15 protein-coding genes are annotated in these 13,261 nt (G+C 77.1%); 6 read left to right on the top strand and 9 right to left on the bottom strand.

The features are described 5' to 3' along the window. Positions 1-16: 16 nt before the first annotated feature. The gene (locus tag K1Y72_RS25380) at positions 17-943 is read right to left on the bottom strand and encodes a class II glutamine amidotransferase (protein WP_220168979.1); all 927 of its coding nucleotides are present in this window, start codon (positions 941-943) and stop codon (positions 17-19) included. Here K1Y72_RS25380 and K1Y72_RS25375 point away from each other — a divergent pair. Further along, complete coding sequence (locus K1Y72_RS25375) at positions 942-1,424, top strand: hypothetical protein (protein WP_220168978.1); 483 nt, start codon at positions 942-944, stop codon at positions 1,422-1,424. The two genes, K1Y72_RS25380 and K1Y72_RS25375, sit on opposite strands and share 2 nt — an antisense overlap. Here K1Y72_RS25375 and K1Y72_RS25370 read toward each other — a convergent pair. Next, positions 1,414-2,292: an alpha/beta fold hydrolase gene (locus tag K1Y72_RS25370; RefSeq protein ID WP_220168977.1), complete on the bottom strand. Its 879-nt coding sequence runs from the start codon at positions 2,290-2,292 to the stop codon at positions 1,414-1,416. The two genes, K1Y72_RS25375 and K1Y72_RS25370, sit on opposite strands and share 11 nt — an antisense overlap. Positions 2,293-2,347: 55 nt before the next feature. On the opposite strand from K1Y72_RS25370, the gene K1Y72_RS25365 reads away from it, so the two are divergent. Next, the gene (locus K1Y72_RS25365) at positions 2,348-4,186 is read left to right on the top strand and encodes an AfsR/SARP family transcriptional regulator (RefSeq protein ID WP_308287220.1); all 1,839 of its coding nucleotides are present in this window, start codon (positions 2,348-2,350) and stop codon (positions 4,184-4,186) included. 7 nt (positions 4,187-4,193) lie between these two features. Here the strand turns inward: K1Y72_RS25365 and K1Y72_RS25360 are convergent, their stop codons facing one another. Continuing rightward, entirely contained in the window at positions 4,194-4,838 is a 645-nt protein-coding gene (locus K1Y72_RS25360; protein WP_220168975.1) for a MarC family protein, read from the bottom strand. Positions 4,839-5,041: 203 nt separating this feature from the next. Between K1Y72_RS25360 and K1Y72_RS25355 the strand changes: the two genes are divergently transcribed. Beyond that, the gene (locus K1Y72_RS25355) at positions 5,042-5,773 is read left to right on the top strand and encodes a class I SAM-dependent DNA methyltransferase (protein WP_220168974.1); all 732 of its coding nucleotides are present in this window, start codon (positions 5,042-5,044) and stop codon (positions 5,771-5,773) included. 103 nt (positions 5,774-5,876) lie between these two features. On the opposite strand, the gene K1Y72_RS25350 is transcribed toward K1Y72_RS25355, so the two are convergent. After that, entirely contained in the window at positions 5,877-7,115 is a 1,239-nt protein-coding gene (locus tag K1Y72_RS25350; protein WP_220168973.1) for a CU044_5270 family protein, read from the bottom strand. Next, the gene (locus K1Y72_RS25345) at positions 7,108-7,692 is read right to left on the bottom strand and encodes an RNA polymerase sigma factor (protein WP_308287219.1); all 585 of its coding nucleotides are present in this window, start codon (positions 7,690-7,692) and stop codon (positions 7,108-7,110) included. The genes K1Y72_RS25350 and K1Y72_RS25345 overlap by 8 nt, the downstream gene beginning before the upstream one ends. 176 nt (positions 7,693-7,868) lie before the next feature. Between K1Y72_RS25345 and K1Y72_RS25340 the strand changes: the two genes are divergently transcribed. Further along, the gene (locus tag K1Y72_RS25340) at positions 7,869-8,144 is read left to right on the top strand and encodes a hypothetical protein (protein ID WP_220168972.1); all 276 of its coding nucleotides are present in this window, start codon (positions 7,869-7,871) and stop codon (positions 8,142-8,144) included. Positions 8,145-8,361: 217 nt separating this feature from the next. Here the strand turns inward: K1Y72_RS25340 and K1Y72_RS25335 are convergent, their stop codons facing one another. Further along, positions 8,362-8,820, bottom strand: a complete 459-nt coding sequence (locus K1Y72_RS25335) for a response regulator (RefSeq protein ID WP_220168971.1) — start codon at positions 8,818-8,820, stop codon at positions 8,362-8,364. Between the two features lie 165 nt (positions 8,821-8,985). Between K1Y72_RS25335 and K1Y72_RS25330 the strand changes: the two genes are divergently transcribed. Further along, positions 8,986-10,896: a SpoIIE family protein phosphatase gene (locus K1Y72_RS25330; protein WP_220168970.1), complete on the top strand. Its 1,911-nt coding sequence runs from the start codon at positions 8,986-8,988 to the stop codon at positions 10,894-10,896. Positions 10,897-10,906: 10 nt separating this feature from the next. Here K1Y72_RS25330 and K1Y72_RS25325 read toward each other — a convergent pair whose 3' ends face one another. From K1Y72_RS25325 to K1Y72_RS25315, 3 genes are all read right to left on the bottom strand, one after another. Next, positions 10,907-11,344: an STAS domain-containing protein gene (locus tag K1Y72_RS25325; RefSeq protein WP_220168969.1), complete on the bottom strand. Its 438-nt coding sequence runs from the start codon at positions 11,342-11,344 to the stop codon at positions 10,907-10,909. Positions 11,345-11,421: 77 nt separating this feature from the next. Beyond that, positions 11,422-11,889 (bottom strand): NUDIX hydrolase, encoded by a 468-nt coding sequence (locus K1Y72_RS25320; protein ID WP_220168968.1) that lies wholly within the window; start codon positions 11,887-11,889, stop codon positions 11,422-11,424. A 58-nt stretch (positions 11,890-11,947) separates the two neighbouring features. Then, a complete protein-coding gene (locus K1Y72_RS25315; RefSeq protein ID WP_220168967.1) occupies positions 11,948-12,622 on the bottom strand; it encodes a hypothetical protein in 675 nt (224 codons plus the stop codon). Between the two features lie 37 nt (positions 12,623-12,659). On the opposite strand from K1Y72_RS25315, the gene K1Y72_RS25310 reads away from it, so the two are divergent. Beyond that, on the top strand, positions 12,660-13,172 hold the full coding sequence (locus tag K1Y72_RS25310) for a CGNR zinc finger domain-containing protein (protein WP_308287218.1): 513 nt from the start codon (positions 12,660-12,662) through the stop codon (positions 13,170-13,172). Positions 13,173-13,261 lie beyond the last annotated feature (89 nt).

Below are 13,261 nucleotides of genomic sequence, written 5' to 3'. Positions count from 1 at the left end.
GCCGCGTCCCGCCGGGTCACGCCACGCGTGGCCCGGCGGTCGCGTTCCCGACGACCAGGTGGCGGAGGCGGGCGCGGTCGGCGTCGCGGTCGGCGGGGGTGAAGCCGGTCCAGACGCGGTCGTCGAGGTCCCAGTCGCGGGCGGTGGGGACGAAACCCGCGCGCGCCGGGACGTCGCCGGGAGTCAGCCGCAGGTAGGTGCCCTCGCGGAGCATGACGACGGTCGCGAACCGGACGGCGGTGGCGTCCTGCACGCGCCGGAACCAGTCGGGGTTGGACGCCCAGTACAGGTTGCGGTCGGTGTCGGCGGCGACGGCGAGGGGGCTGAGCGCGGCGCGGGCGAGGTGGACCTCGCCGGGCCGGCTCCGGTCGGCCCAGGCGAGCGCGGCGCGGCCGACGAGGCCGCGCAGCACGCCGGTGATCTCGGCGGTGCCGCGGGCGCGGGCGAGGATCTGGAACAGCGGTTCGCTGTCGGTGGTGCCGGTCGCCGGGGGCAGCGAGTACCGGGCGCGGAGCAGGCCCGCCTCGACGTCGCCGTTGTGGGTGGCGACGATGCCGGGCGCCCCGTGCGGGCCGGGGACGACGAGCGGGCTGGCGTTGTCGAGCGAGAACGGCGACCCCTGGGTGGCCCAGCGGGTGTGGCCGAACGCGAGCGGCGCCGCGTCCAGCAGGGGCAGCAGGCCGGTGCCCCAGACGCCGCCGAAGGCGCCGCGGCCCTTGACGACGCGGACGCCGTCGTGGCTGATGTCGGAGCGGCGGTCGTCGGCGGTCCCGGCGGCGGGGCCCTCGGCGCCGTGCGCGACGGGCCGCCCGGTGAACAGGGCGAGGCCGGCGGAGTCGGTGCCGCGCTCCTCGGCCAGGGCGCCGAGCGCGACGAGGGCGTCCGAGGCCCGCTCGGGGTGGTCGGCGTGGGGGGATCGCAGCAGCCCGAACAGTCCGCACATGAACGGTGAGATGCGCCCGGCCGCGTCGGGGTTCGCGCGGCGTTTCCCCGCGACCGGGAGCGGCCGCCGCGCCTATCCTGACCAGGTCCGACACTCCTGGAAGGGGCCGATCTTGCTGGTGCTGCGCGCGACCGTCCTGTTCTTCGCGCTCTACGTGCTGACGGCCTTCGTCCTCGGCCTGTTCGGGCCCGTCCCGCTCGTCGGGCACGCCGGGGCCGTCGCGGTCGCGGCGCTCCTCACCGGGACGGCGGTGTGGGCGGGCGACCGCGCCCCCGCCGCGCAGGGCCGCCTGCTGCTGCTGTTCCTGCGGACGGCGGGGACGTGCGTCGTGCTCTTCCTGGCGATCACGTTCTGCGTCGGCAACCTGGGCCTGGTCGGCCGCTACGAGGTGCTGCTCTTCCTCGGCGTCGCGCTCGCCGCGTCCTACCTGGGCGTGTGGCGGCGCGGGCAGCGCAACGCGGTGCGGGCCGTCACCGGCTGAGCAGGTCGCGGAGGGCGGCGGTGACGCCGGCCGGGTCCTGCTCGGCCATGAAGTGGCCGCTGGTGACGGTGCGGTGCCGCAGGTCGGGCGCCCAGGCGCGCCAGACGGCGGCGGCGTCGTAGCCGAGGGCGGCGCCCCAGTCCTGCTGGAGGACGGTGACGGGCATCGCGAGCCGGTTCCCGGCGGCGCGGTCGGCCTCGTCGTGGTCGAGGTCGACGCCGGCGGAGGCCCGGTAGTCGGCGACGATCGACGGCACGGCGTCCCGGGAGGCGTCCAGGTAGGCGGTGCGGACGGCGGGGGGCAGCGCGTCCGGGGAGGCGCCCCAGGCGTCGAGGAAGTGGCCGAAGAAGGCGTCCGCGGCCGCTCCGATCATGAGTTCGGGCAGGCCGGGCGGCTGCGCCATCAGGTACAGGTGGAAGGCGACGGCGGCGGACGCGCCGTGCAGGACGTCCCACATGTCCAGCGTCGGCAGCACGTCCAGGCAGGCCAGCCGGGTGACGGCGTCCGGGTGGTCGAGGCCGGCGCGGAACGCGACGAGCGCGCCCCGGTCGTGCCCGGCGAGCGCGAACCGCTCGAAGCCGAAAGCGCGCGCGACGGCGACGGTGTCGGCGGCCATGGTGCGCTTGCTGTAGACGTCGGGGCCGGTCTCGGCGGGCTTGTCGCTGGCGCCGTAGCCGCGCAGGTCGGGGCAGATGACGGTGTGGTCGGCGGCGAGGTCGGCGGCGACGTGCCGCCACATCAGGTGGGTCTGGGGGAAGCCGTGCAGCAGGACGACGGGGTCGCCCGTGCCCTTGGTCGCGACGTTGAGGGCGACGCCGTCGGCGACGGTGACGCGCCGGTAGCGGAATCCGCGGTCGGTGAGGTCCATGCCCCGAGGCTGCCCGGGGCGGATCAGCGTTCGGTCAGCGCCTAACGTGGCCGGTGTGGGGGACGTCGGGTTCGCGGTGCTGGGGCCGGTGGGGGCGGCCCGGGACGGCGCGCCGCTGGAGCTGAAGGGGCCGCGCCACCGGGCCGTCCTCGCGCGGCTGATCGTGGCGCGCGGCCGCGTCGTGCCGCTGGACGTGCTGATCGGCGATCTGTGGGACGAGCCGCCGGCGGGCGCCGCCGGGGCGGTGCAGACGTTCGTCGGGGCGCTCCGCCGCGCCCTGGAGCCCGACCGGCCGCCTCGCGCGCCCGCGCGGCTGCTGGTGACCGAGGGCCCCGGTTACGCGCTGCGCGCCGCGCCGGACGCGGTGGACGCCTGGCGGTTCGAGCGGGCCGTCGCCGCGCCGCCGTCCCTGCACCGCCTCCAGGACGCCCTGGATCTGTGGCGCGGCCCCGCCTACGCCGATTTCGCCGATGCGGACTGGGCCGTCCCCGAGCGCGCGCGCTTGGCCGAGCTGCGGCTGCGGGCGGTCGAGCGGCTCGCCGAGGCGCGCCTCGCGGCGGGGCTCGCCGCCGAAGCCGTGCCCGACCTGGACGCGCACGCCGCCGCGCATCCGTGGCGCGAGGAGGGCTGGCGGCTGCTGGCGCTCGCCCTGTACCGGACGGGCCGCCAGGGCGACGCGCTGGCCGTGCTGCGCCGGGCGCGCGCCGCCCTGGCCGAGGGGCTCGGCGTCGACCCGGGCGCGCCCCTACGGCGCTTGGAGGCCGACATCCTGGCGCACGATCCCGGCCTGGAGACCGCCGCGTCGCGGCTGTGGACGCGGGCGGCGGCCGCCTACGACCGGACGGTCGCGGCGGGGGCCCGCGTCCGGCTGGAGTCGACCGTCGGGCTGATCCGCGACCTGGCGGTGACGGGCGGCGGCGGGCTGGCCGAGTCCCGGACGCACCGCCTCGCCGCCGTCGAGGCCGCCGAGGAGACCGGCGACGCCGAGCTGACCGCCCGCGTCATCGGCACGTTCGACGTCCCCGCGCTCTGGCCGCGCTCGGACGATCCGGCGCTCGCCGCCCGGATCGTCACCGCCGCCGAACGCACCCTCGCCGCGCTGACTCCCGGCAGCGACGCGGCGCGGTGCCGTCTGCTCGCGACGGTCGCGGTGGAGTCGCGTGGCACCCGCTCCCCGCGCGGCCCGGCCGCCGCGCGCGAGGCCGAGCGGCTTGCGCGCGCGCTGGACGACCCGGCGTTGCTGGCGTTCGCGCTGAACGGCCGGTTCATGCAGTCGTGCACGCGCGCCGGGATGGCGCCGGAGCGGGACGCGATCGGCGCCGAACTGGTCGCGCTCGCCGCCCGGCACGCCCTGCCGACGTACGAGGTGCTCGGGCGTCTGGTCCGCCTCCAGGCGCGCTCCGCGCTCGCCGACTTCGCCGCCGCGTCCGAGCACGCGGACGCCGCCGACCGGCTCGCCGACCGCCACGAGCTGCCGCTCGCCCGCGTCTTCACCGCCTGGTACCGGGCGATGCGCGCGCCGTCCGAGGACGCCTACCGGGCCGCGGACGCCCTCCTGGACGGCGCCGGCATGCCGGGCGTCCGGGACGGGCTGCTGCCGCTCGCGCTGCTGTCGATCGGCGTGCCGGTCGGCCCGGGCGAGGACTGGGGGCCGTACCGCCCGTGGGCGGAGGCCCGCCACGACCCGGACGCGCTGCGCGCCCTGCCCGAGCCGCCCGCCGACCTGCTGTACGAGGCGCTCTGCTGTCTGGAGGCCGACGCGGCGCGCGCCGCCGGCGACGGCGCCGTCCTCGCCCGCGCCCGCGCGCGCTTGCGGCCCGCCGCAGCCGAGCTGGCGGGCGCGGGCAGCGGCATGCTGAACTTCGGCCCGGTCCGCGACCGGCTCACCGGCTGACTCCCGGTCACCCGCCGAGGCGCGCGGTGACCAGGTCGGTGAAGCCGTTGGCCAGCAGGATGGTGGCGATGGCGGTGAGCAGGATCCCGGCGATGCGGTCGAGGATCTGCGCGCCCTTCAGCGAGATGCGCCGCTGGACGTGCCCGGAGGCGTAGAGCGTCGCGGCCGTCACCGCCGCGAAGCAGACCGCCGCGAGCGACAGCCAGCCCTTCTCGGCGAGGCCGGTCGCGTCGGCGGACGCGGCGACGCCGAAGGCGAAGGTGGTGCCGCCGACCGTCAGCGGGAAGGTGAGCGGGGTGAACAGGATCGCCTTCGGGTCGGCGGCCTCCGGCGGCGCGTCCTGTCCCGGTTCGTCGGTCTCCTCGGCGCCGCCCTTGCCGAGCAGGAGCGGGATCGCGGCGAAGGCCAGGGCGATGCCTCCGGTCGCGGTGAGGGCGGCGGTGCTGATGCCGAGGAGTTGCAGCAGCGGCTCCCCGACCCACAGGGCCGCCAGCACGAACACCGCGACGTTGACGCCGAGCCCGAGCGCGAGCCGCAGGATCTGCGCGCTGCTGTAGGGCCGGACGAGCGGCAGGTAGGAGCCGAGGGCGGCGATCGGGCTGTAGAGGCCGAACAGTGCGAAGAACAGCACCCAGGCCGGATGGCTCGTCATGCGGTGTCCCCCTCCGTCCGCGGAGCGGCGTGGGGGGACGGCGCCGCCGGTCCTTCCGAGTATTCGCGCGGCGGCGTCTGGTTAAGGCAGTGGAACACCCATCTTTCGCCACAGAACGTCCGGCCGGGCCGGGCGGAAAACCCTTCGCCAGGCCCCCGGCCGCCGTGTTCCCATGGCCACCGGACGGCAGGAGAGAGGGCGCTGTGGAAGGGTTCGACCCCGCGACGAGCTTCGGCTACGAGGCGTCGCTCCGCTACGACGAGGTGGACGCGCGCGGCGACGAGGCGCCGACCGTCGCGTTCCTCGCGGACCTCGCCGGCGGCCGCGACGCGCTGGAGCTCGCGATCGGCACCGGCCGGATCGCGCTGCCGCTCCGCGACACCGGCCTCCGCGTCGACGGGATCGAGCTGTCGCCCAACATGGTCGACCGGATGCGCGAGAAGCCCGGCGGCGGCGACATCGCCGTGGCGATGGGCGACATGGCGCGCGTCTCGATGGACCGCCGCTACGGGCTCGTCTACCTGGTCTACAACACGATCGGGAACCTGCTGACCCAGGACGAGCAGGTCCGCTGTTTCCAGAACGCCGCCCGCCACCTGGACGACGGCGGCGTGTTCGTGCTGGAGTGCCGCGTCCCGACCGCGCCCGCCCGGCCCGGCCACCGGTTCGTGGACCCCGAGAAGATCGGCCTCGACCGGGTCACGCTGGACGTCGCCCGCTACGACCCGGTCACCCAGATCATGGACGAGAACCACGTCACCATCGCCGCCGGCGGCATCGCCTTCAGCCCGATCCGGCTGCGGCTGGCCCACCCGCCGGAGTTCGACCTGATGGCCCGCATCGCGGGGCTGCGGCTGCTGGACCGCTGGGGCGGCTGGGACCGCGAGCCGTTCACCGCGGCGTCCTGGCGCCACGTCAGCGTCTACGGACGCTGATCCGCCGCCGGGACGTCGGCCAGAACGGGGCACGGCCGATCACGGCCCCGCCCTGGACGACGTCGCCGCCCGGCTCCTCGCCGCACGGCCCGACGGCCCTCCGTCAGCGCCGGGGGCTCACCACGCGCTTGCCGCCGCCGACCTTGACGGGGGGCGGGCCGTCGGTCCAGCCGGTGTCCTCGAACACCTGGTAACCGGTCAGGTCGCCGGGCGCGAAGAAGCGCTCCGGCATGTCCTTCGCGCGCAGCGACCGCGGCTTGCCGTCGTCTCCCGGGGGCATCTTCCGGCTGCCGCGCGGGGGCGCCACCATGCGGTCCTGGATGGCGAGCAGGGCGCCCTTCGCCGGGTCGATGACCCACTCGCGGCGGTAGGAGCCGAGCTGCACCGGCGCCGAGTGCAGGCCGAGCTCCACCGTCGACGCCACCGGCAGCGACACCACCGTCCCGCTGCGGCCGAGCGGGTCGGTCCCCGTCCCGCCCGCCTCGACGCCGGGCAGCGCCGCGAGCATCCGGAACGCCGCCGCCCGCACCCCCGGCGGGGCGGGCCAGGTGCTCAGCAGGTCGCCCGCGACCTGGGTGAGCGCCCGGACGCGGTCGGTGCCCCGCAGCTCGCCGATCGGGTACGCGGCGGCCTTCTTCTCGACGGCGCGCCAGCTGCCCCTGAGGTGGAGCAGCCGGTCCCGGAGCGCGCCGGGCTCGGTCGGCAGCGCCGCGATCTGGGCGGCGGTGAGGCCGTTGAAGGTGTCGGCCTTGCCGAGCGGCGGCCAGGGCCGGAGCGCGGGGAGGTCGCCCATCTCCACGAACGCGTTCAGGCCCTCCTCGTAGACGGGCACCATGTGCTTGGCGCCGTCGGCCCGCCACCTGGCGGCGTCGGCGGCCGTCAAGGGGCGGCCCACCGGCCCGGCCTGCCGGGCCCCCTGGTTCCCGTTCCGGTCGAGCCACGCCTCGAAGACCTGCCGCGAGTCGACCTTGTAGAAGGCGGCCCGCGTCTTCCCCACGCCGAAGACGTCGCCCCAGGTCCGCCGGTAGTGCCAGTAGGCGCCGCCGGGCGCCTTCGCCGCGCTCGTCGCCGCCACCAGCAGCGCGGCGCGGCCGGTGACCGGCGGCGCGGCCGTCCCGCCCGACGGCGCCCGCGCGCCGCCGTGCGGCAGCGCCAGGACGGCGACCGCGCCGGCCGCCACGACCCCGGCCGCGGCCGCGCTCAGCAGCGGGAGCCGCATTCCGGCGCGGCGCCTCCGCGCCGGGACGGCCCGCCGCCACTCGACGCGCTCGGCGAGCCGGTCGGGGCTCTCCTCCTCGGCGAGCGCGGTGCGCAGGCCGCGCAGGGCGTCCAGGTCATCCATCGAGGTCTCCTTCGGGGAGGGCCTTGCGGAGCTTGGTCCGGGCCCGGTGGATCTTGGCTTTGACGGTGCCGAGGGGCAGCCCGGTCGTCGCGGCGATCTCCGCGTACGACAGGCCGCCCCAGGCGAGGAGCAGCAGGACGTCGCGGTCCTGCGCGCTCAGCGAGGCGAGCCCCTTGGCGAGCCGCGGCCCGAGCGCGGCCGCGCTCGCGCGGTCGGCGGCGGCCTCGGCGATGCCGTCCTCGGCCGGGTCGACGCCGGTCCGGGCGAACGCCCGGTACATGCGGGTCTCCTGCCGGTGGTGCCGGGCGATGACGTTCCCGGCGATGCCCCACAGCCAGGCGCCGAAGTCGGCGCGCCCGTCGTAGCGCTCCCGCTGCCGGAACGCGGTGGCGAACGCCTCCGCGACGACGTCCTCGGCCAGCGGGACGCCGAGCCGCCGCTTGGCGTAGGCGTGCAGGCGCGGCGCGTGCCGGCGGAACAGCTCGCCGAACGCCTCGGGCTCCCGCAACGACGCCGCCACGATCCCCGCGTCGTCGACCGCGTCCCGCGCCGCCCTCACCCGCTGCGCCGCGGCCACAGGTCTCCCGGTCCGTTCATGGGGGGTCCTCCGTCCCTCGGTGGTCGTCACCCCCTCTATCCCGATCCCCCGCCCCCGGTTGCACCGAGGTCGGCCGGGGCCCGGCCCGGCGGCTATCGTGACGCTGGGGCGCCGCGTCGCCCCTGATCCAGCCGAACTCCCGAAGGGCGGTCGTGATGAGTGGCCCGGACCGGAGGGAAGGCCCGTGGGAGATCAGCTTCACCTTCAACACCGGCTACACCGAGACGTTCCGCGTCCGCACCGTGCCGCAGGTGCTCACCGCCTTCGAGGAGCTGTTCAAGCGCACGACCCCGCCGAGCCTGGACGTCACCCGCTGGTCCTCGCGCAACGCGGAGACGGGGCAGACGATCCGCGAGGCCCTCGACGCGCGCGACGACCACGCCGGCAACGCCGCCCTGGAAAGGATCACCAAGGGCTGGCAGACCCCCTAGCCGCGGACGTCCCGGGCGGCGCGCGCGAGGCTCTGCCCGAGGGGCCGTTCGACGTGGTCCGCGCGCGGCTGGTGCTGGCCGGCGACGGCGAGGACGCGCGGCTTCACCGCCGCGGACCGGGCTCGCCTCGCCCGCGCCCTCGGCGACCCGCGCTTCGCCGCCGCGTCCTACCCGATGCACTCGACCGCGGGCCGCCGCCGCGCCGCCCGACGGCGGCTCAGGCGCCGGGGGTGCGGCTGAGGCGGGTGAAGAAGTCGTTGATGTGGCCGACGACGCTGGTGAAGTGGTCGAAGTCGGTCGGCTTGGTGACATAGGCGTTGGCGTGCAGCTCGTAGGTGCCGGCGATGTCCTCGGCGGCCGCGGACGTCGAGAAGATCACCACCGGGATGGTGCGCAGCGCCGCGTCGCCCTTGATCTCGCGCAGCACCGCCCGCCCGTCGTACTTGGGCAGGTTGAGGTCCAGGACGACGAGGTCGGGGCGGGGCGCGTCGGCGTGCTCGGCGCGGCGGTGCAGGAAGTCGAGCGCCTGCGCGCCGTCGTCGACCATCGCGAGCTCGCGCTCGGGGCCGCCGATCTGCTCGAAGGCGTCCTCGATGAGGAGCTGGTCGCCCGGGTCGTCCTCGACAACGAGGACGACCATCGGCCGGTCGCCGGCCCCGTGGTGCGCTGCGTTCATGGTCGCCTCTCGTTCGGACGGCTCCGCCGGCATCTGTTGCCGGACGACAAATATCACGTTCGGGGCGCCGCGGGGTCCCGCGCCGCTCTCCTTGGCAGAATGACATTGTTCCCGGTGTTCTGCCGTCCTCGGGTCGTCCGGGGGCGTCCGGGTGGGGAGGGCGGGGTGAGCGTGGCGGAGGGATCCGGCGGGCGGACGGCGCGCCTGACGGACCGCGGGCGGCTGGCGGCGGTCGCCGAGGTCGGGCTGTCCGCCGAGCGCGAGCCGGGCATGGAGCGGTTCGCGCGCCTGGTGGTGCGGATGCTGGACGTCCCGATGGCGCTGGTCTCGCTGGTCGAGGCGGGCCGGCAGGTGCTGCCCGGCCAGTTCGGGCTGCCCGAGCCGTGGGCGACGCGGCGCGCGATCCCGGTGCCGCACGCGCTCTGCCACCTCGTCGTGGAGGCCGGCGAGCCGCTGGTGCTGCCCGACGCCCGCGCCGACGAGCGGACGGGCGGCAGCCCGGCGATCGACGATCTCGGCCTCGTCGCCTACGCGGGCCTGCCGCTCGCCGACGAGCAGGGCCGCGTCCTCGGCGTGCTGGCGGCCGTCGACACCCGGCCGCGGGCGTGGACGGACGCCGAGCTCGCCGATCTCGCCGACCTGGCCGCGGCGTGCGGCGTGGAGCTGCGGCTCCGCCGCGTCACCCGCCGGTCGATCGAGGCGCGCGAGGCCGCCGAGCTCGGCCGGCTCGGCGCCGAGCGGGCGCAGCGCGTGGCCGAGCGGGCCGGCGAGGAGGCCCTGCACGTCAACGCCCTGTCGCAGGAGGCGCTGCGCCGCGCCGAGCTGCTGCTCCGCGCGGCCGAGGACCTCGGCGACACCTCGGGGCTCGCCGACGTCCGCCGCACCCTGCGCGACCTGGTGAGCGGCGACCTGAAGCCGTCCTACGTCGGGCTGGTCGTCGCCGAGGGCGCGAGCCTCCGCCGCATCCCCGACCCGGACCTGCCGAACGTCCTGGAGGACGCGCCCGCGGCCTACCCGCGCACCGCGCGCCGGCCGAGCGCGACCGCCGTCGCCGAGGGCCGCCCGGTGATCATCGCCGACCGCGCCGAGCTGGCGGCCGGCTACGGCCCGGACGCGCTGCGCTCCTTCGACGCGCTCGGGCTGCGGACCGCCGTCTGCATGCCGCTGCGCGGCGCGCAGGGCGTCCTCGGCGCGCTGGAGCTCGGCTGGGACCGGCCCTACACCATCGACGTGCAGGAGCGGGCGGTCCTCACCACGATCGCCGGGTACGCCGCGCAGGCCCTGGAGCGCGCGGTGTTCCTGGACGAGCGCGTCTCCACCGCCCGCCGCCTCCAGCAGGCGATGCTCACCGACCTGCCGCCCGCCTCCGGCCTGGAGATCGCCGCCCTGTACCGGCCGGCCGCCGACCGGGACATGGTCGGCGGCGACTGGTACGACGCCTACCCGCTGCCCGGCGGCGCGGGCGCGGACGCCGGGGACGCGCCGCGCCCCCTCGCGGTGACGGTCGGCGACATCACCGGCCACGACATGGCCGCCGCCACGATCATGGGGCAGGCGCGGGCGATGCTGCGCCAGGCCGAGGCCGACCACCCGGGCGCCGGCCCGAGCCGCGCCGTGGACGCCCTCGAACACGCCTGCGCGTCACTGCCGCTGGACGCCACCGGCACCCTCGTGCACGCTCACCTGACTCCCGCCGGCAGCGGTTCCTGGGAGCTGACGTGGACGAACGCCGGGCATCCCCCGGCGCTGCTGGCCCTGCCGCGCGGCGGCGCCGAGCAGCTCACCGGCCACGACCGGCTGTTCTGGCCGGGCCTGGCCTTCGGACCCCGCACCGACCACCGCCGCGTCCTGACTCCCGGCGCGACCGTCCTGCTCTACACCGACGGGCTGGTGGAGCGGCCCGGCGAGAGCATCGGCGCCTGCATCGACCGCACCGCCGGCCTGCTCGCGGACCTGCTCGCCGAGGATCCCGGCCGCCCCCTGGACGGCCTGCTGGAGAGCATCACCGACACCGTCGCGGGCCCGCACGCCAAGGACGACGTCGTGCTGCTCGCCGTCCGCGTCCCCGGCGCCTGACCGGGACGGGTCAGCGGCCGCCCGGCGCCAGCGCGAGGGCGCCGGCGGCGGAGTCGGCGCGGGCGATGTGGGCGTCCAGGCCCGTGCTCGCCAGCAGCTCGCGCAGCGACGGGGGGACGGCGGCCAGCACCAGGTCGCGGCCCGCGCCGCCGTGCACGAGGCGCCAGACGCGGATCAGGGTGTTCAGCCCGGCCGAGTCGCAGAAGCCGACGTCCGCGAGGTCCAGGACGACGCGGCGCGCCTCCCCGGGCCCGCCCGCGGCGCGCTCGGCCACCCAGTCGTACAGGGGCGCGGCGACCCGGTAGTCCAGCTCGCCCGCCACGGTGACGACGAGGACCGGCCCGCAGGCCGCCCCGGCGTCCCGCCGGGCGCCCGCGCGCACCTGCCCGCCGCCGAGCTCCACGCCCGCGGGGCGGTCCGCCGCCCCGTCCTCGTCACCGGTCGTCACCTGCACATCCACTCCCACCGTGGCCGCGTCGTTCCCCAACGTATCGGCTGCCGGAGGGTGAAAACCCCAGGTCGGCGTCATCCGCCCGGTTCGGACAGGTCCCAGCCGGCCGTCCAGAGCGGGTCGACCTCGCCGAGCCAGCGGTCCTGCCCGTCGGCGAGGGGGCGGTCCAGGGGCAGCGGCGCGAACCGGCACGCGAAGATCATCCCGGCGTCGGCGCCGTCGCCGCCGGCGGTGTGCTCCCAGGCGTCGGGCGTCCCGGACGGCGCCTGGAGGTGGAAGAACGCGGTGCGGCGGGGCCGGCCCGTCACCGGGTGGGGGCGCTCGTCCACCGCCAGCTCGCGGACGAGGACGGCGCCGCGCAGGCCGGTCTCCTCCTCGACCTCGCGGCGCACCGCGTCGGCGGGCGCCTCGCCCGGGCGCACGCCGCCCGCCGGGACCTGCAGCCCGGCCTGCGGCATCCCGACGTGCTCGAAGACGAGCAGGCCGGGCGCGGCACCGTTGCGGACGACGTAGGCGGCGACGCGGGCGCGCGGAGGGTTCATCCGGGCATCCTGGCCCGCCCCGCCCATGATCGTCTATGGCGGGCGCCCGTGGATTCGCTCACCCCGCGGCGGCCAGCCAGGTCAGGCCGAGCTCGCGCGCGGTCGCCGCGGCCAGCGTCCGCAGGCGCTCCGCCTCCTCCCCCTCCGGCAGGCAGGCCGCGAGGTAGACCGCCGCGGCGGCCGTCTGCGGCCGGGCCCCGAGGCTCGCCCGCAGGTCGTAGGAGCGGCGGAGCATCGCGACGCCCGCCGGGTCGCCCCGCTCGGCCGCCGGGCCGCCGAGGTGCCGGACGGCGTAGGACTCCAGCAGCGGGTCGCCGGTGGCGAGGGCGGCGTCGAGGGCGCGGGAGAAGAGCGCCGGCGCCGCCGCGTCCCCGTCCAGGTTGTCGGCGACGACGCCCTGCCAGAACACCGCCCAGGGCGCCAGGACCGGGTGCGCCTCGGCGGCCGCGAACCCCTCGCGGGCGCGGGCGGCGTCGCCGGCGTCCGGCTCCGGCCCGAACAGCACGCGGGTGTAGGCGAGGACGGCCGCGTGGTAGCCGGCGACGACGGGGTCCTCGGCGGCGAGGGCGGCGACGGCCTCCTCGGCCTCCGCCCGCCCCGACAGCCGCCACCAGTGGGCGTCGACGAGGATCGCGGCGCGCTCCCCGATCGATCCGGCGAGGGGGAGCGCCGCGTCCCAGCGGCCCGCGTGGACGAGCGCCGCCACCGGGCTGTAGGTAGTCTCAGACGTCATGCCGCCTACAGTGCGGCACGATCATGTAGGGGGTCAAGTGCGTCACATCGCCTACATCGGCAACCTGGCCCGGCTCGCCGTCGAGCTCGCCAACGGTGATCCGCCCTCCGGCCTGCGCCGGGAGTTCCACGCCCAGCACCGCGTCCGCGAGCCCGCCGAGCCGGGCGACCTGCTGCCCGCGCTCCGCGCCGCCGTCGCGGCCGTCGCCGACCGGGGCCCCGCCGACGCCGTCAACCGCCTCCTGGAGCGCTTCCCGCCGGACGTCCACATCGCCGAGCACGACGGCGGCGGCCCCCATCTGCACTTCGCCCGCGACGGGGAGGACGGCCTCGCCTGGCTCGGCCGAAGCTGCGCCGCCGCGCTCGCCCATGTGCACTGCGGCGACCCCGACGTCGCGATCGGCCGCTGCCGCGCCGACGGCTGCGCGCGCTTCTACGTGGACGACTCCCGCAACCGCAGCCGCCGGTTCTGCTCCAACGCCTGCGCCAGCCGGACGAGCGTCGCCGCGCACCGGGCCCGGCGCCGCGCGGCCGCCACCGGCGGAGGCTGATGTGACCGACCGGTCAGCTGGGCGGTTCCCATCGGCGCCGCACGCCGCATAGTCTTCCAGGGTGAACCGTGCGCCCCAATGGCTGCTGC

Origin of the sequence: Actinomadura parmotrematis (assembly GCF_019458805.1) — a bacterium.
Lineage (GTDB): Bacteria > Actinomycetota > Actinomycetes > Streptosporangiales > Streptosporangiaceae > Spirillospora > Spirillospora parmotrematis.
This window is presented reverse-complemented; position numbering and strand designations above follow the sequence as displayed.

Bases quoted from the DNA above. Each gene is read 5' to 3' on its own strand.
- K1Y72_RS25380 (WP_220168979.1), bottom strand. From the start codon at position 943: ATGTGCGGACTGTTCGGGCTGCTGCGATCCCCCCACGCCGACCACCCC.
- K1Y72_RS25350 (WP_220168973.1), bottom strand. From the start codon at position 7,115: ATGGATGACCTGGACGCCCTGCGCGGCCTGCGCACCGCGCTCGCCGAG.
- K1Y72_RS25375 (WP_220168978.1), top strand. From the start codon at position 942: ATGAACGGTGAGATGCGCCCGGCCGCGTCGGGGTTCGCGCGGCGTTTC.
- K1Y72_RS25360 (WP_220168975.1), bottom strand. From the start codon at position 4,838: ATGACGAGCCATCCGGCCTGGGTGCTGTTCTTCGCACTGTTCGGCCTC.
- K1Y72_RS25315 (WP_220168967.1), bottom strand. From the start codon at position 12,622: ATGACGTCTGAGACTACCTACAGCCCGGTGGCGGCGCTCGTCCACGCG.
- K1Y72_RS25335 (WP_220168971.1), bottom strand. From the start codon at position 8,820: ATGAACGCAGCGCACCACGGGGCCGGCGACCGGCCGATGGTCGTCCTC.
- K1Y72_RS25320 (WP_220168968.1), bottom strand. From the start codon at position 11,889: ATGAACCCTCCGCGCGCCCGCGTCGCCGCCTACGTCGTCCGCAACGGT.
- K1Y72_RS25340 (WP_220168972.1), top strand. From the start codon at position 7,869: ATGAGTGGCCCGGACCGGAGGGAAGGCCCGTGGGAGATCAGCTTCACC.
- K1Y72_RS25370 (WP_220168977.1), bottom strand. From the start codon at position 2,292: ATGGACCTCACCGACCGCGGATTCCGCTACCGGCGCGTCACCGTCGCC.